18 protein-coding genes are annotated in these 18527 nt (G+C 71.5%); 10 read left to right on the top strand and 8 right to left on the bottom strand.

The features are described from left to right. Positions 1-102: 102 nt before the first annotated feature. From ACFW16_RS33220 to ACFW16_RS33205, 4 genes are all read right to left on the bottom strand, one after another. Positions 103-936: a hypothetical protein gene (locus tag ACFW16_RS33220; protein ID WP_380313359.1), complete on the bottom strand. Its 834-nt coding sequence runs from the start codon at positions 934-936 to the stop codon at positions 103-105. Between the two features lie 189 nt (positions 937-1125). Continuing rightward, complete coding sequence (locus ACFW16_RS33215) at positions 1126-1533, bottom strand: cupin domain-containing protein (RefSeq protein WP_380313358.1); 408 nt, start codon at positions 1531-1533, stop codon at positions 1126-1128. A gap of 134 nt (positions 1534-1667) precedes the next feature. Continuing rightward, on the bottom strand, positions 1668-2102 hold the full coding sequence (locus ACFW16_RS33210) for a hypothetical protein (protein WP_380313357.1): 435 nt from the start codon (positions 2100-2102) through the stop codon (positions 1668-1670). After that, positions 2102-3760, bottom strand: a complete 1659-nt coding sequence (locus ACFW16_RS33205; protein ID WP_380313356.1) for an NAD+ synthase — start codon at positions 3758-3760, stop codon at positions 2102-2104. Before ACFW16_RS33205 ends, ACFW16_RS33210 begins: the two co-directional genes overlap by 1 nt. A gap of 317 nt (positions 3761-4077) precedes the next feature. Here ACFW16_RS33205 and ACFW16_RS33200 point away from each other — a divergent pair, with 317 nt between their 5' ends. From ACFW16_RS33200 to ACFW16_RS33185, 4 genes are all read left to right on the top strand, one after another. After that, on the top strand, positions 4078-6738 hold the full coding sequence (locus ACFW16_RS33200) for an ATP-binding protein (RefSeq protein WP_380313355.1): 2661 nt from the start codon (positions 4078-4080) through the stop codon (positions 6736-6738). Between the two features lie 144 nt (positions 6739-6882). Further along, the gene (locus ACFW16_RS33195; RefSeq protein WP_380313354.1) at positions 6883-7695 is read left to right on the top strand and encodes a helix-turn-helix transcriptional regulator; all 813 of its coding nucleotides are present in this window, start codon (positions 6883-6885) and stop codon (positions 7693-7695) included. 137 nt (positions 7696-7832) lie between these two features. Then, positions 7833-8621, top strand: a complete 789-nt coding sequence (locus ACFW16_RS33190; RefSeq protein WP_380313353.1) for an aldolase — start codon at positions 7833-7835, stop codon at positions 8619-8621. A gap of 81 nt (positions 8622-8702) precedes the next feature. Continuing rightward, positions 8703-9014 (top strand): hypothetical protein, encoded by a 312-nt coding sequence (locus tag ACFW16_RS33185; RefSeq protein ID WP_380313352.1) that lies wholly within the window; start codon positions 8703-8705, stop codon positions 9012-9014. Positions 9015-9077: 63 nt separating this feature from the next. Here ACFW16_RS33185 and ACFW16_RS33180 read toward each other — a convergent pair whose 3' ends face one another. After that, positions 9078-10019 (bottom strand): hypothetical protein, encoded by a 942-nt coding sequence (locus ACFW16_RS33180; RefSeq protein ID WP_380313351.1) that lies wholly within the window; start codon positions 10017-10019, stop codon positions 9078-9080. Between the two features lie 189 nt (positions 10020-10208). Between ACFW16_RS33180 and ACFW16_RS33175 the strand changes: the two genes are divergently transcribed. Both ACFW16_RS33175 and ACFW16_RS33170 read left to right on the top strand, forming a co-directional pair. Then, positions 10209-10742 (top strand): RNA polymerase sigma factor, encoded by a 534-nt coding sequence (locus ACFW16_RS33175; protein ID WP_380313350.1) that lies wholly within the window; start codon positions 10209-10211, stop codon positions 10740-10742. 11 nt (positions 10743-10753) lie between these two features. Next, the gene (locus ACFW16_RS33170; RefSeq protein ID WP_380313349.1) at positions 10754-11407 is read left to right on the top strand and encodes a hypothetical protein; all 654 of its coding nucleotides are present in this window, start codon (positions 10754-10756) and stop codon (positions 11405-11407) included. Positions 11408-11422: 15 nt separating this feature from the next. On the opposite strand, the gene ACFW16_RS33165 is transcribed toward ACFW16_RS33170, so the two are convergent. Next, entirely contained in the window at positions 11423-13039 is a 1617-nt protein-coding gene (locus ACFW16_RS33165) for a glucan biosynthesis protein (protein WP_380313348.1), read from the bottom strand. A 96-nt stretch (positions 13040-13135) separates the two neighbouring features. Further along, complete coding sequence (locus tag ACFW16_RS33160; protein WP_380313346.1) at positions 13136-14053, bottom strand: oxidoreductase; 918 nt, start codon at positions 14051-14053, stop codon at positions 13136-13138. Between the two features lie 148 nt (positions 14054-14201). Between ACFW16_RS33160 and ACFW16_RS33155 the strand changes: the two genes are divergently transcribed. Together ACFW16_RS33155 and ACFW16_RS33150 are read left to right on the top strand one after the other, a co-directional pair. Further along, the gene (locus ACFW16_RS33155) at positions 14202-14681 is read left to right on the top strand and encodes a class I SAM-dependent methyltransferase (protein WP_380313345.1); all 480 of its coding nucleotides are present in this window, start codon (positions 14202-14204) and stop codon (positions 14679-14681) included. Between the two features lie 141 nt (positions 14682-14822). Further along, positions 14823-15869 (top strand): bile acid:sodium symporter family protein, encoded by a 1047-nt coding sequence (locus ACFW16_RS33150; protein WP_380313343.1) that lies wholly within the window; start codon positions 14823-14825, stop codon positions 15867-15869. A gap of 3 nt (positions 15870-15872) precedes the next feature. Here the strand turns inward: ACFW16_RS33150 and ACFW16_RS33145 are convergent, their stop codons facing one another. Continuing rightward, on the bottom strand, positions 15873-16580 hold the full coding sequence (locus tag ACFW16_RS33145) for an SDR family oxidoreductase (protein WP_380313342.1): 708 nt from the start codon (positions 16578-16580) through the stop codon (positions 15873-15875). Positions 16581-16674: 94 nt separating this feature from the next. On the opposite strand from ACFW16_RS33145, the gene gcvA reads away from it, so the two are divergent. Continuing rightward, positions 16675-17559: a transcriptional regulator GcvA gene (gene gcvA, locus ACFW16_RS33140; protein ID WP_380313341.1), complete on the top strand. Its 885-nt coding sequence runs from the start codon at positions 16675-16677 to the stop codon at positions 17557-17559. Positions 17560-17605: 46 nt separating this feature from the next. After that, positions 17606-18283 carry a response regulator transcription factor gene (locus ACFW16_RS33135; RefSeq protein WP_380313340.1) on the top strand — a complete coding sequence of 226 codons (678 nt, stop codon included), beginning with the start codon at positions 17606-17608 and terminating at the stop codon, positions 18281-18283. The last annotated feature ends 244 nt before the right edge of the window (positions 18284-18527 follow it).

The raw sequence follows: 18527 nt of genomic DNA, 5'->3' as shown, positions 1-18527 counted from the left end.
GAAGCGCGGCGGCCCTGCATCTCTCCCCAGGGGAAAGATCGACATCGCAGCGATTTCGAATGAGGAGGTGGTTCCGGTCTATCCGATCGGCCCGGCGGCCGGTCACCCGGTGTCGGGCTGCTTCGGCTCCCGGTAGGCGGCGTCGAAGTCGATGCCGAGGGAGGCGCAGAGGCGGCGGGCGGCCCGCATCGGGGGCTCGGCGTCGATCAACGCTTCGACGTCGGGCTCCTCGAGCCGGGCCTCCAGCCCGGCCCGGAGGGCGGCCTGGCCGACGACGATGCCGTCGATCGTATGCTGCATCAGGTCGCGCACCCGGGCCCGGCGCCGCTCGCGGTTTTCGGCCGGGGTGCCGGCCGGCGGCGGCGGAAAGGGCTGGTCCGACCAGTCGGTGGCCCGGCGGTGCCATTGCTCGGACAGGCGAAGGCCGCAGGCCAGGCCGGCGATGACCGACCCGACCGGCCGGTCCTCGACCCGGTCCTCCTCGTCGCCGTAGAACTCGTCGAGCTGGTCGTGCATCTCGGTGATGCGGAATTCGGCCTGCCCGAGATCCCGGGTCGGCCCGGCGGCATCCCAGATCAGGGCGAAGAGGGCCTCGGTGACATGGTCGCGCTGGCGGGCGCGGCGGGCCTTCCGCTCGGCCTTGTCGCGGGCGCACAGGCCGTCGGCGGTGCGGGCCCGCAGCGCCAGGGCGCGCTGCACCGTATGGGCATGGCGGGCGAAGGCGAGGCCGTGATCCACGGTCGCCGGGGCATCGGCCCGGAGCGCCTCGGCCTGCTCGGCCTCGGGCCGCTCGGCCTGGGCGATGGCCTTGGCGCCGGTCGCCTCGACCAGCCTCATGCCGATCTCGGCGATGCGCGTCAGCATCCCGATCTGCTGCAGCGCGAGGCTGCGGCAATGGGCCTGGACGTCGAGATCGGAGTCCGCACCTCTTTCCATAGAACGTATCATGAACGAAATCGAAAGAACGCGCAATGAAACATTGCGTTTACAACGCGTCGGGCCGGTGCGAGCGGCGCCAGCCTGGATCGCCACGCCCTGCGGGGCTCGCGATGACGGTTGGCGAGGCTGAAGGTGTGCACGCAGCCCACGCCGTGGGCCGGGCGCTGCCGGCCCGCGGCGCCCGGGTCACTTGTGGATCGGGGAGGTCAGCACCGTCTCATTGGTGTCGACGACGAAGACGGCGAGCAGCCTGGCGGGCTCCGCCGTGCTGGCATTGGCGCTGACGGCGTGGCGGTCGCCCGGCATCTCGGAGAAGTTCTCCCCGGCCTTGTAGGTGACCACCGGCCCGTCATTGACCTGGCTGCGGATCGCCCCCTCCAGCACGGTGGCATAGATGAAGGCGGAGCTGGGATGAGTGTGCGCCGGCGAGGAGCCGCCGGGCGCGTACTCCACCAGCACGCCCCGGATGCTCTTGCCGGGGACGTTCGGCAGGGCGTGCTCGTAGACCAGCGTCACCTTGGCCGCGTTGTCATCGGCCGAGGCCGCGCCGGCGCAGAGGGTTGCGACGGCCAGGGCCGCGAAAAAGCGCTTCATGATCATGCCTTTCGGATCGACAGCGCCGGCACCCGGCCCGGACGGCCGGATGGGCAGCGCCTCATCCCCAAGACGAGACGGCCCATGACGATGTGACGGGTCGTCTTTTGGGAGCGGGGCCGAGACCCCTTGGCTCACGCGCCCGGGACGGTCGCGGACGGCTTGCCGGGCACGAACGACACGCTGACCCGGCGAGCCCGGATGCTGCCCTCGATGCCAGGCCCGCCGGTGCCGCACGTGTTCTCCCACTCGATCCGAAAACCATCCTTCGCCGCCGAGAGAGATAGATCGTAGATACCCCCGAGATCATGGGAGATCCCGAGATTGATCTCACGGATGTCCTCGAGGCTGAGGGTCACCACAGCATGCTTGTCGAGGATGATGTATCCGCGCTCATCCGACTGATCGGTCATCCGCCAGGTATGGATCCGGATCTCGCCTCGTCCATCATTTGCAAACGCCACGGACAGCACAGTGGCATCATGGAAATTCGGGATGAACCCGTACCATTCGATCAGCTCGGCACCGCCGGGTATGCCGGGCAGCGCCGACGGCGTACGGTCGGACATCAGATCAGGCTCAGCGTCGAGTTGGTGATCGGGTAGCGGCGGTCGCGGCCGAAGTTGCGGCGAGTCAGCTTCACCCCCGGCGGGGCCTGGCGGCGCTTGTATTCGGCGCGGTCGAGCAGGCGCCACACCCGCGCCACCGTGGCCCGGTCGTGGCCGCGGGCGACGATCTCGTCGATGCTCCGCTCCTCCTCCACCAGGCAGTTCAGGATGTCGTCCAGCGCATCGTAGGGCGGCAGGCTGTCCTGGTCGGTCTGGTTCGGCTTCAGCTCGGCGGTCGGCGCCTTGGTGATGATCCGCTCCGGGATCACCCGGCCGGCCGGGCCGAGGACGCCGTCGGGATGGACCTGGTTGCGCCAGCGCGACAGCTCGTAGACCGTGGTCTTGTAGACGTCCTTCAAGACCGAATAGCCGCCGCACATGTCGCCGTACAGCGTGGCGTAACCCACGGACATCTCGGATTTGTTGCCGGTGGTCAGCACCATCTTGCCGAACTTGTTCGACAGCGCCATCAGGGTGACGCCGCGGGCGCGGGACTGGATGTTCTCCTCGGTGATGTCGGGGGTCGTGCCCTCGAACAGCGGCGCCAGCATGGTGTCGAAGGCGCGCATCGCCGGCTCGATCGAGATGCTGTCGAGGCGGACGCCGAGGGCCTTGGCGCAGGCCTCGGCATCCTCCAGGCTGTCGCGGCTGGTGTAGGGCGACGGCAGCATCACGCAATGGACCCGGTCGGCGCCCAGCGCATCGACCGCCACCGCGGCCGAGATCGCGGAGTCGATGCCGCCGGAAAGTCCAATCAGAACACCAGGAAAGCGGTTTTTGTTCACGTAATCCCTGAGGCCGAGCACCATGGCGCCGTAGATCGCCTCGACGCCGTCCGGCGGGGCGATGCGCTCGCCCTCGACGCAGTCCCAGCCCTCCGGCCCGCGCACCCATTCGGTGATCGCGACATGCTCGCGGAACGACGGCAGCTGGCGGCGCAGCGCCCCGTTACGGCCGATGACGAAGGAGGCGCCGTCGAACACCAGCTCGTCCTGGCCGCCGACCTGGTTCAGATAGGCCATGGCCAGGCTGCTCTCGGTCACCCGGTTCAGCACGATCTGCAGCCGCTGCTCGGCCTTGCCGGCCTCGTAGGGGCTGCCGTTCGGCACCAGCAGCAGCTCGGCCCCCGTCTCCTGCAGGCACTCGACCACGTCGGGGGTCCAGATGTCCTCGCAGATCGGCACGCCGAGGCGGACGCCGCGGAACGGGATCGGCCCCGGCATCGGGCCGGGAGCGAAGACCCGCTTCTCGTCGAACACGCCGTAGTTCGGCAGGTCGTGCTTGAACCGGGACGCGGCGACCTTGCCGCCGTCGAGCAGCAGCACGGCGTTGTGGACGCGGCCGTTGTCGCGCCAGGGCGTGCCGATCAGGAGCGCCGGGCCCCCCGTGGTCTCGGCCGCCAGCTCGCGCACCCCCTCCTCCACCGCGTCGAGGAAGAAGGGCTTCAGCACCAGATCCTCGGGCGGATAGCCGCTGACCGCCAGCTCGCTGGCCAGCAGCAGGTCGGCACCTGCCGCACGCGCCTCGTCGCGGGCGCGGCGCAGCTTGTCGATGTTGCCGCGCACGTCGCCGAGCGTCGGGTTCAGTTGGGCGAGGGCGATGACGAGACGATCGGTCATGACGGGGTCCACGGGTGACGGTCGGGGCACCCTAGCAGCCGCCTGCGCCAGCTTGAAGGTGCTGCCTGCAAATTAATTCTCATACTGAGAAAATCAAGATGGCGATGGCAGCCTTGCACCACCGTCGTTGTTGAGAATCGAGCCCCTGCTCCTTGTCGTCACGGCTCTCCGCCTCGCCATGACGATGATGAAACAGGCGCCTCGATGCTGCAGGGTCGAGCCAATCGGTGCAATGCAGCAAAAATCGGACATGAAGCCTTGTTTTCGACATCCCCTTGGCCTGAAATCCAGGCAGGCACAGGGGAGTCGCCGACTTCATGCTGATCGAGCGCGAAGAGCCGCTTGACCGACTGACCGACCTGGCCCGGCGCGCCGCCGAGGGCCATGGTGGCACGGTCGTGCTGGGCGGCGAGGCCGGGATCGGCAAGACCGCGCTGCTGCAGGAGCTCACGCAACGGCTGGGCCCCGGCCACCGGGTGCTGTGGGGCGGGTCCGAGGCGCTGTTCACGCCGCGCGCCCTGGGCCCGCTGCAGGACATGGCCCATGCCCTGGGCCCCCGCATGGCCGCCCTGCTGGACCAGGCGGCGGCGCCGGAGCGGCTGTTCCCCGCCCTGCTGAACACGCTGCAGGAGCTGCCGGAGACCATCGTCCTGGTGTTCGAGGACGTGCACTGGGCCGACAACGCGACGCTCGACCTGGTGAAGTATCTCGGCCGCCGCATGCCGGTGCTGCGGGCCCTGCTGGTGCTGAGCTACCGCAGCGACGAGGTCGGCCCCGACCACCCGCTGCGCCAGGTGCTGGGCGACCTGCCGGCCACGGCCGTCCGCATCGCCATCCAGCCGCTGTCGCCCGAGGCGGTCGCCGCGCTGGCCCGGCAGGCCGGCCGCCCCGCCGCCGAGCTGCACCGGATCACCGCCGGCAACCCGTTCTTCGTCACCGAGCTTCTGGCCAGCCAGGACGCCGCCCCCGGCAGCGTGCCGGCCTCGATCCGGGATGCGGTGTGGTCGCGGCTGTCCCGCCTGACGCCGGAGGAGCGTGAGGCGCTGGAGACGATCAGCATCGCGCCGGGCAGCGTCGAGCCCTGGCTGGCGCGGGCGCTGCTGGGCGGCAGGGCCGACGCCGCGGTCGACCGCTGCATCGCCCGCGGCATGCTGGTACGCGATGGCCAGGGCGCGATCGGCTTCCGCCACGAGCTGGCGCGGCTGGCCACGCTCGACCAGCTGACCCCGGCCGTCCAGCAATCGCTGCACGCCCGTGTCGAGACCGCGATGGCCGAGGCGCCCGTCCGGCAGGCGATCGCGCTGCTGCCGCGGCAGGTGCACCACGCCGCTGCCGCCGGTGACGGCGAACGCGTGCTGGCCCTGGCGCCGCAAGCCGCGGCGCAGGCCTCGCGCCTGGGCGCGCATCACCAGGCCGCCGCCCATCTGGCGACCGCCCTGCGCTATGTCGACCAGGCGCCGAAGGCGGTGGCGGCACAGCTGCACGAGGACTGGGCCAACGAGGCCGGGCTGGCGCTGCGCATCGACGACACGGTGATCGAGGCGCGGCAGCACGCCATCGCGCTGTGGCGCGAGCTGGGCCGCATGGACAAGGTCGGCCTCAACCTGCGGGCGCTGGCGCGGCTGTTGTGGTCGCGCGGCGAGGTGCGGCAGGCCGGCGACTGCGTCGACGAGGCGATCCGCGAGCTGGAGCGACTGCCGGCCGGGCCCGAGCTGGCGATGGCCTGCAGCGTGCGCTCGCAGCTGCACATGCAGCAGAGCCATGTCGACGAGGCGGTGGACTGGGGCCGGCGGGCGATGGCGCTGGCCGACCGGCTGGGCGATGTCGAGACCCGGGTGCACGCGCTGAACAACGTCGCCACCGCCCTCCTCTTCGTCGACCGCCCCGGCGGGCTGGAGATGATGGAGGAGAGCCTGGCCCTGGCCCTGCAGCACGGCTTCCGCGAGCATGCGGCGCGGGCCTATATGAACCTCGCCGAGTATGCGGTGACGTTCAAGGATTTCGCCCTGGCCGAGCGGGTGCTGGCCGAGGGCATCGCCTACCAGACCCGGCACGACCTGGATTCCTGGACCCACTACCAGGTCGGCTGGCAGGCGCGGCTGCGCCTCGAGCAGGGCCGGTTCCGCGAGGCCGAGTCGATCGCCGGCGGGGTCGTCGGCCTGGATCTGCTGGCGCCGACCATCCGCCTGCCCGCCCTGATCGTGCTGGGCCGGGTGCGGTTGCGGCTGGGCGAGCCGGACGCCGTCGGCCTGCTGCAGCAGGCGCTGCGGCATGCGCTGGAGACCGGCGACCTGCACCTGATCGCGCCGGTGCGCTTCGCCCTGGTCGAGGCGGCGTGGCTGGCGGGCGAGCCCGCCGCCGCGCACGAGCCGCTCGCCGCCGTGGCGGCGATGGACCTCGACAGCTTCGACCCCTGGGCGCTCGGCGAGCTGGCCGTGTGGTGGCGGCGCTGCGGGATGACGGCGCCGCCGCCCGCGGTGGCGGCGGCTCGGGCCCCGGTGCCGCGGGCGGCCGAGCTGGCCGGCGATCCGGCGGCGGCCGCGGCGGAGTGGACGCGCCTCGGCCTGCCCTACGAGGCGGCGCTGGCCCAGACCCAGGTCCGGGGTGGCGAGGCCGGGCCATCCCTGGCCCGCGCCGTGGCGATGCTGGAGGAGATCGAGGCGCGTCCCGCCGCGCTCCTGGCCCGCAGGGTCGCGCAGCGCCTGGGCCTGGCCGACCAGCTGCCGCGGGCGCGCCGCGGCCCCTATGCCGCCGCCCGCCGCCACCCGCTCGGCCTCACCCGGCGCGAGCTGCAGGTGCTGCGCCTGCTGGCCCAGGGCATGGGCAACCAGGACATCGCCCGCCGGCTGGTGCGGTCGCCCCGCACCGTCGAGCACCATGTCTCGGCGGTGCTGGGCAAGCTGAACGCCAGCAGCCGCATGGATGTCGTGCTGCGCCTGCACAGCGAGCCCTGGCTGCTCTCCGCCGGCGAAAACTAGGTAGTCGCCTCCCTGAAAATTGGGCGGCCGCACCGAAGCGCGGCCGCCGCACGGCGCCTAGGGTGCCAATCGCGGCACCGCCCCCGGACCATCCCAGGAACTCGACGCAGGGCGGACAACGCGTCGAGCACGGAGGCACAGGTCATGGCGGTCATCGATGACGCGGCGGATCTCGACTATTCCCTGACGGCGAATGCCGGCCTGGCCGCTGTCCTCTCGACCCGTGCGGCCGGCCTGGCGGGACAAGGCGACGACGACGACGATGACGACGCGCCGGCAGGGCCTCCCAGGCTGCGCGACGACGGGCACGGCGGCATCGAGGACCTGCTGGACTGGCTCGACCTCGGCGTCATGATCGTGGATGCGGCGGCCCGGCCGATCCGGCTGAACCGCCGCGCCGGGGCGATCGTGGCGCGGGCGGACGGGTTGTACGCCACGCCGTTCGGCATCACCACGGCCATTCCGGAGGAGACCGGCAGGCTGCGCCAGGCCATCGCCATGGCGACGGCGGGCGGGGCCCGCCTGCGGCTGACGCGGCCGTCGGGATCCCCGCCGCTGCTGGTCACCGTGATCCCGGTCCGCACCGGCGGCGATGCCGACGGCCGCCCGGCGGCACCCTGGGTCGCCCTGTTCGTCATGGATCCCGGCGGCGCGAGCACGCCGTCCCCGGGCCTGCTGCAGGAGCTGTTCGGCCTGACCGCGGCGGAGGCCGTGTTCGCCGCCGAGATCAGCCGCGGCGACGGGCTGCAGGCGGTCGCCGAACGCCTGGCGATCGCGCCCAGCACCGCGCGGACCCACCTCACCCGCATCTTCGAGAAGACCGGCACCCGCCGCCAGGCGGAGCTGGTGTGGCTGCTGATGCAGTGCGACCGGCTGGCGCCGTCCGGCGGCTGGCCGACGCCCGGGCGGGACCGCGGCGATCGCGTGCCGGCCTTCGCCGCCCGGATCAGCTCCTGAGCGGCATCACCCATGCCCTTCCCGCTGCGTTCGTCGGCACTGTGCCGATGGTGGACGCCGGCCGTTTGATCGCGATTGCGCCTCCGCGCCGGCTGTTGAAGGATGCGCCATCGTCCCGCTGCCCGACAGGATCCGCCATGGCCCATGAGCTGCACGCCGCCGACCCGTCCCGGCTGTCGAACATCGGCGAGATCGACCGGGCGGCGCTGCGCCAGGCCCGGATCGATCTCGCCGCCTGCTTCCGCATGGCCGCGCGGCTGGGGCTGGAGGAAGGCATCTGCAACCATTTCTCGGCGATGGTGCCGGGCCGCGACGACCTGTTCCTGGTCAACCCCTACGGCCTGGCCTTCGCCGAGGTCACGGCGTCGAGCCTGCTGGTCTGCGACTTCCACGGCAACGTCATCGACGGCGACGGCAAGCCGGAGGCGACGGCCTTCTACATCCATGCCCGGCTGCACAAGCAGCTGCCGCGCGTCCGGGCGGCCTTCCACACCCACATGCCGAACGCCACCGCCCTGAGCATGGTCGAGGGCCAGCCGCTGGCCTGGGCCGGGCAGACGGCGCTGAAATTCTACGGCCGCACCGCCGTCGACGACGCCTATAACGGCCTGGCCCTGGACGAGGCCGAAGGGGACCGGATCGCGGCGACGCTGGGCGATGCCGATGTGGTGTTCCTGCGCAACCACGGCGTGATGGTGTGCGGCCCGACCATCGCCGAGGCGTGGGACGACCTGTACTACCTGGAGCGCGCGGCCGAGGTGCAGGTCAAGGCGCTGAGCACCGGCCGGCCGCTGCGCCCGGTGCCGGCCGAGATCGCCCGCCGGACCTGTCAGCAGATGCGCGAGGGCGACGCCGAGAGCGCCCGGCTGCATCTCGAAAGCATCAAGCGCCAGCTGATGCGCCAGAACCCGGCTTTCGCCGCCTGATCGATGGAATAAAGCGCGGAGCTCGATCGTCCCTGGTCTGAGGTGCGTCCGTCTGGACGCCCGGAAAGGGGATTGATCGAGATGAGCATCGGACGACGCCTCCTCGTGCCAGCACTGACCGCCCTGGCGGTGCTGGCCACAGCCGGACCGGCCCTGGCCTATCACAAGCCCTGGCATGGCGGCGGACCGCCCTGGGCGCGGCCCTATCACGGCCATGGCTACTACTATGCGCGGCCGCGGCCGCCGGTCGTCGTCTATGAGCGGCCGTATTACGGCTATTACGGGCGGCCCTACTATTACCGCCGGCCGGCCCCGGTCTATGTCGAGCCGCCGCCCTACTACTATGCCCCGGCCCCGGGCGTCACCATCAACATCCCGCTGCGGTTCGACTGAGTGGGCCCGACGGCAGACAGAACCGCCGGCGGGGCAGGATCCGGCCGGCGGCGCTCCGGATCGTCAGTCGAACGGGCGGAAGCCTTCGCGGGCGAGGGCCAGGTCGCGGTCGTCGACCACGCCGTTGCCGTCGACATCCAGATTGGCCGTCTCCCAGTCGCCGACCGGCCCGGTGCCGGGCTTGACCTGCTGGATCCGATCCTCGAGCTCGGCCTCGAGCGCGTCGATCCGGTCCGGGTCCGCCAGCGGATCGGCCTTGAGCTCGGCGATCCGCTCCTGCAGGGCACGGATTCCCGTCTCCTGCGGCGTGCCGAAATTGGCCTGCATGGCGCCGACATTGGCGCCGTAGCCGAGCTCCTTGGCCAGCCCGACCAGGGTGGAGACACGCGCGCCGTGATTGCGGAACGGCCCGTTGCCGACCGTCGGCGACCAGCCCGAGCCGATCAGCGCAGCGGTGGTGTCGTCGTCGAGCGAGATGGTGTCGGACGTGGCGGGCCTCTGAGCTCTGGCCTTGGACTTGCCGCTGTTGCCGGGACCGTCATTGTCGTCCCCGGGATCACCGGCAGCATTGCCGTTGCCTTTACCGCTGTTGCCGGGACTGCCGCCGTCGTCCCCGGAACTGCCCTTCCCGTTGCCGTTGCCATTCCCGCTGCCGCCGTTGTTGCTGCCGGCTTTGCCGCCGCCGTTCCCATTCCCCTCACCATTGCCATTCCCGTTGCCGCTGCCGCCATCGTTGCTTCCGGACTTGCCGCCGCCGTTCCCATTCCCCCCACCATTGCCGTTTCCGTTGCCTCCGCCGTTCCCACCTCCATTCCCGCCCCCGTTCCCACCGCCGTTGCCGCCTCCGTTCCCACCGCCATGGCCGCCGCCATTGTCCTTGACGGTGATGAACTGCGGCTTGGAGACGTCCTTGAGATCCCTCCAGGCGGCTGCGCTCGCCGCCGTGGCGTAGAGCAGTCCGAAGGCCGCCACGATGGGCAGCGTTGCTGCAGAACGGATACGCATGGGGAACTCCGGAACCGTGGTATCGAAGCGGGCCGCGACGGCCCGTGTTACTTGTGTGACGCCCGAGGCACCGCCATCATTCCGCGGAATCAAGCAAAAATTTTCGGGTCCGGGCCGCGACGGGGTGCCGTGTCGCGCGTTAATACAGCGGCGCGGACGGATGTGTCGCAACAAGAGAGTGGTGGTGGAATGTCCGATCCGGCGGACCATGTGAGAGGGGCTCTGCTGGCCTCGCTGCCACGGCTGCGCGCCTTCACCCGCGCCCTCGCCGGCTCCGCCCCCGAGGGCGACGACCTGCAGCAGGCGACCTGCGAGCGGGCGCTGGAGCGGGCCCACCAGGCCGCCGCGGCCGCCACCCTGCATGGCTGGATCTTCCGCATCGCCTACAACCTGCATCTCGACCGGCTGCGGGCCGGGCGCCGCCGCGGCGAGATGGCCGAACCGGTCGACCCGGACACGCTGCCGGGCGGCGACGCCGAGGCCGAGGTCGAGGCAACCCTGATGCTGGCGGCGGTGCAGCGGGCCATCGACCGGCTGCCGGAGGATCAGCGCAGCGTGCTGCTGCTGGTCTCGGCCGGCGGGCTCAGCTATGCCGCCGCGGCCGAGGCGCTGGACCTGCCGGTGGGCACGGTGATGAGCCGGCTGCATCGCGGCCGGCAGGCGCTGCAGCATCTGCTGTCGCGGCGCCCGGCCGCCGCCATGGCCGTGGCGGCCCGACGGTGATGGAGGCGACCATGACGATCGACACCGACTGGATCGCCGGATACGCGGACGGCACGCTGGACCCGGAGCGCCGCCGGCAGGTCGAGGCGGCGCTGGCCCGCGACCCGTCGCTGGCCGCGACGCTGCGGCACGAACGCGAGATGACGGCGCTGCTGAGCGCCGCCTTTCCACCGGTGGAGGAGCCGCTGCCGCCGGCCCTGGCCGGGTTGCTGGCCCCTCGCCCGGCTATCCTGCCGGCGCCGCGACGTCGGCCGGCCGCCCGGTGGCTGGGCCGGATCGCGGCGGCCGCGGCACTCCTCGCCGTCATCGGCGGCGGCTGGACCGCGCTGCGCACGATCGACCGGCTTGAAGGGCGGGTCGCCCGCATCGAGACGGCGGAGCAGATCCGTCAGACGGCCCAGCAGGCGATCGAGGCCCGGCGGGCCGCGGTGCTGGAGCGGGCGCCGAACGGCGTCGAGACGCCGTGGCGCGACGGCGCGTCGACCGGCCGGGTCCGCCCGGTCTCGACCTTCGTCGATGCCTCCGGCCGCTTCTGCCGGGAGTTCGTCGAGGCGGTCGACGGGCCGGACGGCCCGCGCAACGGCGGCGGCATCGCCTGCCGCGTCGGCCAGGGCGACTGGCGCATCTGGTGGCCCGACAGCAAGGATGGCGGCCAGGCGCTGTAGCCCGGCCGCTTCCGGTCAGTTCCCCACCGGCCTCGCGTCCGAGACGAAGGGGCGGTACTGGAACAGCCAGGTCTCGGACGCGACCTGGTCGCCGGCCTTGAGGAACAGCCGCATCTCCACCGGATCGTCTCCCTCGACCGCCAGGTCGAACTGGACGCGCCAGTGGCCGGGCACGTCGTCCGGCACCGCCTCCATCAGGGTGTAGGAGGAGAAGGTGCCGCGTGAGGCCCAGAACACGGGCTCCGGCTTCACCCCGAAAGGCAGGTCCTTCAGCGGGCCGCCGAGGAACTCGACCATGAACTTGCGCACGCCCTCCGGGCGCGGCTGGCCGGGCTGGCCGCCACGGCCGAGGCGCGTCGCCACCACCCGGGCCAGCGGGGTCGGATAGGGCTCGTCCGCCATCCAGTGGATGCGGTAGGCGAAGGGCAGCTCGTCGCCGGCCTTGGTCGGCGCCTCCGGGTGCCAGTAGGCGACGACGTTGTCGTGGATCTCGTCGTCGGTCGGCAGCTCGACCAGCTGGACCTGGCCGGGGCCCCAGTCGCCCAGCGGCTCGACCCAGGCCGAGGGCCGCAGGTGGTAGCGCACGCCGTCCTGGTAGTGGTCGAAGTTGCGGTCGCGCTGCAGCAGGCCGAAGCCCTTCGGCGACCGGTCGGAGAAGCTGGAGATCACGATCCGGGCCGGGTTGTTCAGCGGCCGCCAGATGTGCTCGCCGCTGCCGGTCCACATCGCCAGCCCGTCGCTGTCATGCACCTCCGGCCGCCAGTCGATCGCGGTCTTCTTCACCGTCTCGGAGTACCAGAACATCGAGGTCAGCGGTGCCACGCCCAGGCGCTCGACCGGCTGGCGCAGGAACAGCGTGGTCTCGACATCCATCACCACGCCGGCGGTGCGGCGCATCAGGAAGCGGTAGGCGCCGGTCAGGCTGGGGCCGTCGAGCAGGGCGTAGACCGTCACCGCGTCGGCGTCCGAATTCGCCGGCTCGAACCAGTAGCCGATGAAGTCCGGGAACTCCTCCGGCCCGCCCGAGCCCGGGGTGATGGTGATGCCGCGGGCCGACAGCCCGACCTGGCCGAGCTCGCCCTTGGCGCGGAAATAGGAGGCGCCGAGGAAGGCCACCCAGGGCTCCTCGGCCTTCCAGTCGGCCTTGTCCTTGGCCTCCTGGATCCAGAAACCGGCGAAGGCCGAGGGCTCCGGCGCCAGCCTGGCGGCCGGGCTGTCCGGGCCGACCGTGAAGTATTGCGGGTCGTACAGGATCTCGCGCGCGGTGCCGGCGGCGGGGTCGACCGCATGCATCCGCACCGTCTTCGGGAAGAACCGGCCGACATGCTGGAAGGTGACCGGGTAGGCGCCCGGCTGGCCGTCGCCGTAGAGGGCGTAGTCCGGCTTGTACTTCAGCTTGCCGTGGGCGTCGTAGTCGATCGATTCCACGATCGCCGGATCCGGCCGCGGCGGCGAGGCATAGGGCGCGGCGGCCAGGGTCCGGGCCTGGCTCTTCAGCCAGTCATAGGAGAACGGGCCGGCCTCGCCGTAGCGCAGCCCGGCCGGCGGCGCCGCCAGGGCCGAGGCCCCTCCGAACATCCCGAACATCTGGGTGGCAGCGGCCAGCTTCAGCAGGGTACGGCGGTCGAGCATATCGGTCCTTTCGCTGCAGTCTCCCGGCCGGCCGGGGCGCTGCGCCTTCCTTACCAAGCCGAGCGGCGGGAAGCCAAGCCCGGCCTGGCGCCTCCGTCATGCCACCGCCGGCAGGTCCGGGTCGATCCCGGTCATCGCGATCGAGACATCCCAGAGCCGCCGCGCCAGCCCGGGATCCCGGGCCTGCGCGGTACGCGAGGCTTCGCCGGAGGCGCCCCTGAATTCCCGGAAGCCGGTCGGCCCGTAGTAGCCGCCGGGCGTCACGAGCCCGGTCGCCGCCTGCAGGGCGGGCCAGGCGCCCATCGCGGCGCTGTTGAGGAAGGGCCTGGCCAGCGACAGCAGGATCCGGAGCGCCCCCATATGGCGCCCCAGGTCGGTCGACGCGACGCCCGGATGGCAGCCCACCGCCGTGACCGGCGAGCCCGAGGCGCGCAGGCGCCGGTCCAGCTCGAAGACGAACAGCGCATTGGCGAGCTTGCTGGCCGCGTAGCGCCGGTAACGGTCATAGCCCTTCTCGGCATTGAGATCGTCCCAGTCGAGCTTCGCCTGCCGATGAGCGATGCTGGAGGTCACGACGACCCGTCCCTCCGTCTCGGCCAGCTTGGGCAGGAGCAGTGCGGTGAGCGCGAAGCAGCCCAGGTGATTGACGCCGAATTGCAGCTCGAAACCCTGCTTCGTGCGCGTCAGCGGCGGGAACATCACGCCGGCGTTGTTGACCAGGACGTCGATCCGCGGCTCCCGCGCCGCCGCCTCCGCCGCCGCGCGGACGCTGGCAAGGTCCGCCTGGTCCAGCGGCAGGAAGGCCAAATCGGCCCTCGGGCTGGCCTGGCGGATCCGCGCCATCGCGGCTTCGGCCTTCGCCTCGTCGCGGCAGGCCAGCAGCACCCGGGCCCTGCGCGCCGCCAGCACGCGCGACGCCTCGAAGCCGATGCCGGTGTTGGCCCCGGTGACGATGAAGCATTTGCCCGACTGGTCGGGCACATCGGCTTCGGTGAACCCGCTGCGGGTCGCCATCGATCTTTTCCCTCTTTGCGCAAATCCGTGCTCGGTATGGGAGCAGGGGAATCAGGCAACCTTGCAAGAGGCGTGTTCGAAACGATGGCGGTCCGGTGCCGACTGTGCTCCGCTGCCATCCGCCCGCCATCCCGACCGGACCCGACCGATGGACAGCCGCCTCGACCGCATGATCGCCCGCCTCACCACCCAGCGCCGGGCGCTGGAGCGGGCGGCGGAGGAGATCCGCGGCGTGCCCGGCCCGGTGCTGGAGATCGGCCTGGGCAAGGGCCGCACCTACAGCCATCTGCGCAAGCTGTTCCCGGAGCGCCCGATCATCGCCTTCGATCGCGACCTGCACGCGCCGGCGGATGCGGCGCCGGCCGGGGCCGACCTGGTGCTGGGCGATTTCCACGAGACCCTGCCGGCCCTCTCCGGCCGTGCGCCCGCGGCGCTGGCCCATGCCGATTTCGGCAGCGAGGACCGCGTCCGCGACGCCGCCCAGGCCGGCTGGCTGGCCGGGCTGATCGACCGGCTGATGGCGCCCAGCGGCCTGGTGGTCAGCGACCGGCCGATGCAGGTGCCGCGCTGGACCGCCCTGCCCTTCGACACGCCGGACTGGCCCTATTTCATCTGGCGCGTTGGCTGAGGCCGCCGCGGCTCCCTTCGCACCTGCGGCAGCATTTCCGCACTGCAACACACCCATGCCGGATCGGGGGTGGTCCGGGCGCGCTCCATCCTATCTTGTATACGGAATGCACGGGTCACCCGAGCAAGACGCGAGTGAGTGATGAGCAAGGCACGCCGGGCTAAGCCCGACTGGTTCATGATCGCCCTTCCCCTCGTCGCCCTCGCGGCGTGTCTCTGGCCCACACCGGGCGTCACGGGCGGCCCCCTGCACTGGGACTGGATATCGACCTACGGCGTCTCGGTCGTCTTCTTCCTCTATGGCCTGACCCTGGCGCCGGAGAAGATGCGGGCCGGCGCGTCGCACTGGCGGCTGCACCTCCTGGCCACCGCCGGCACCTTCATCCTGTTCCCCGCCCTGGTGCTGGGCGCCGGCGCGCTGGGCGAGGGCTGGATTCAGCCGGAGCTGCTGCTGGGCTTTTTCTTCCTCGCCGTCCTGCCCTCGACCATCTCCTCCTCGGTGGCGATGACCTCGCTGGCCCGCGGCAACCTGCCGGCCTCGATCTTCAACGCCACGCTGTCGAGCCTGCTCGGTGTCGCGATCACGCCGCTGCTGATGGCCTGGTACACCCACAACCAGGGCGCGCCGATGCCGATCGGCCCGGTGCTGCTGAAGGTGGCGCTGCTGGTGGTGCTGCCGATCGTCCTCGGCCAGCTGGTGCGGCCGCTGCTCGCCGCCTGGGCCAACCGCCACTATGCCCGGATCAAGATGGCCGACCGGGTGATCATCCTGGCGATCGTCTACGGCTCCTTCGCCGATTCGATGGCGTCCGGCATCTGGTCGCAGCAGGACCCGATCGTGCTGGTCCAGATCATCGCCGGCGTGGTGCTGCTGTTCGGCGTTGCCTTCGCCGTGATGTGGGGCGTCTGCCGCCTGGTCGGCTTCGACCTGCCCGACACCATCGCAGCGACGTTCTGCGGCTCGAAGAAGTCGCTGGCCACCGGCGTGCCGCTGGCCCGGCTGATGTTCGGCACCTCGCCGCAGCTGGGCCTGGTGCTGGCGCCGGTGATGGTGTTCCACTTCTTCCAGCTGATGGCGGTCAGCGTCATCGCCGGCCGCCTCGCCGCCCGCCCGATGACGGATGCGGAGGTGCGCGAGGCGAACAAGAACAAGAAGCCGGCGCGCAGCCAGACGGCGCGCGCCGCCTGACCGTCAGATCCCCTTCACCAGCCCGCCGTCGACCAGCAGGTTCTGGCCGGTGATGTAGCCGGCCTCGTCGGACAAGAGGAAGGCGGTGGTGGCGGCGATCTCCTCGACCGTGCCGAAGCGCCTGGCCGGGATCTGGGCGATCAGCTCCGGCGTCTCCGGATAGCTGTCGATGAAGCCGGGCAGCACGCTGTTCATGCGGATGCCCGCGGCGGCGTAGCGATCGGCATAGAGCTTGGTGAAGGCCGACAGCCCGGCCCGCAGCACCGACGACACCGGATAGGCCGCGCCCGGCTGCACCGCGCCGAAGGCCGAGATGTTGACGATGGCGCCCTTGCCTGCCGCCTCCATCGCCGGCGTCACCAGCCGGGCCAGCCGCACGACATTGACCAGGACCAGGTCGAGGCCGAGATGCCAGTCGGCATCCAGGATCGCCAGCAGGTCGCCCTTGGGCGGATGGCCGGTGTTGTTGACCAGCGCATCGATCTGGCCCCAGCGCTGCAGCGTCGCGTCGACCAGGCGCTGCAAATCCGCCGGCTCGGTCACCGAGCCCTGTATGGCGATGCCGCCCAGCTCCTCCGCCAGCGCCGTCACGGCGTCGGAGGTGGCGAACAGCGCCAGCCTGTAGCCGCGCCGGGCCAGCTCGCGGGCGATCGCGGCGCCCATCCCCCTGCTGGCGGCGGTGACGATCGCCACCCGTTCGGTCGTGCTCATGCTTCGGTCTCCTTATCGTGCGTGCTTGACAGATGCGCCCGCCGGGCGGAGGAGACAAACGGGAAGTTCTTCATCCAGGCTGCAGGAAAACTACATGCTCGGCGACCGGCTGCCGCCGCTGAACGGCCTGCGCGCCTTCCGCGCCGCGGCCCGGCACCTCAGCTTCCGGGCGGCGGCCGAGGCGCTGAACGTGACCCAGAGCGCGGTGGCCCAGCAGGTGCGCGGGCTGGAACAGGCGCTGGGCGCCACGCTGTTCGAGCGGCACGCCCGCGGCCTGGCCCTGACCCCGGCCGGCGAGGCGCTGCTGCCGCCGGTCGAGCAGGCGTTCCGGCTGATCGCCGAGGCCGCGGCCCGGATCGCCCAGCTGGCCGATGTGCTGACGGTCAGCGCCACGCCCAGCTTCGTGTCGCGCTGGCTGGTGCCGCGGCTGGACGGCTTCACCCGCCGCCACCCCGGCATCGATGTCCGCCTCTCCGCCTCCAACGACCTGGTCGATTTCCGCCGCGACGGCGTCGACATCGCGATCCGCTACGGCACCGGCGTCGATCCCGGCCTGGCGGCGCAACTGCTGTTCCCGGCCGATCCGGTGGCGGTGTGCAGCCCGGGGCTGTGCCGGGCCGATGGCGGCCTCGACCCGGCCGATCTCGGCACCCGGGTGCCGCTGCTGCACGATTCCCATTTCCTGTGGGCCGAATGGTACCGCGCCGCCGGCCGCGACGAGGCCCGGCGCGGCGTCCGTTTCAGCCACACCCTGCACGCGATCGAAGCGGCGCTGCTGGGCCAGGGCATCGCCCTGGTGCCCCGCCCGCTGGTCGAGCGCGAGCTGCGGGCCGGCCAGCTGGCGGCGCCGCTCGACATCCGCCTGCCGGACGCCGGAGGCGTCGGCCGCGGCTTCTTCATCGTCGCGCCGCCGGAGCTGTGGGAGACGCGCAAGGTCGCGGCGATGCGAACGTGGCTGCTGGCCGAGGCGACCGGCTGACCGGCGGCGGCTTGCGGCGCCTCGCGCTTTCCGACAAGAAGGATGCATGCGGATCCTTCTGGTCGAAGACAATCCCGATCTCGGGGAGGCGGTGGAGAACCGGCTGCGCAAATCCGGCCATTCGGTGGAATGGGTGCGCGACGGGCTGGCCGCCGCCGAGGCCGCCGGCCACGACGCCTTCGACGCCGTGCTGCTGGACATCATGCTGCCCGGCCAGGACGGCTTCGCCGTGCTGCGCGACCTGCGCCGACGCGGCGTCGACGCCCCGGTGCTGGTGGTCACCGCCCGGTCCGAGATCGACGACAAGGTCGGCCTGCTGGACCTCGGCGCCGACGACTACCTGGTCAAGCCCTTCGACCTGCGCGAGCTGGAGGCGCGGCTGCGCGCCCTGCTGCGGCGCCCGGCGGGCCAGACCAGCAGCACCGTGTCGCAGGGCAACGTCACGCTGGACCTGGCCGGGCGCGCCGTCACCGTCGCCGGCCAGCATGTCGAGTTCGGCCGGCGCGAGTTCCGCCTGCTGGAGATCCTGCTGACCCGCGCCGGCCAGGTCGCGGCCAAGGACCGGCTGATGATGCAGCTGTTCGGCGACGACGCCGAGGTGTCGGTCAACGCGCTGGAGCTGCTGGTCTCGCGCGTCCGCCGCAAGCTGGAGGGTGCGGATATCGACATCGTCACCATCCGCGGCACCGGCTATCGGGTGCAGCCGCGCGGAAGCCGGGATTGAGCCGATGACGATAGCGAGACTCTCCAGTGCGAAGCGTTTGCCTCTCCCGCAAACGAGATCTTTTCAGAATAGCTGGACCCGCTCCTTTTCTTGTCCCCCCTCACCTTGCGGGCTATCGGATTCACACATCTTCGAGCGTTATCAGATTACCTCTCCCGCTTGCGGGAGAGGTCGGGCTCGCGCAGCGAGACCGGGTGAGGGCGGCTCGGCTTCGACGCCAGGATCAGCGTTTCAGGACCGGGCG

This window comes from Inquilinus sp. NPDC058860, from assembly GCF_042743185.1.
Taxonomy (GTDB): domain Bacteria; phylum Pseudomonadota; class Alphaproteobacteria; order DSM-16000; family Inquilinaceae; genus Inquilinus.
This window is presented reverse-complemented; position numbering and strand designations above follow the sequence as displayed.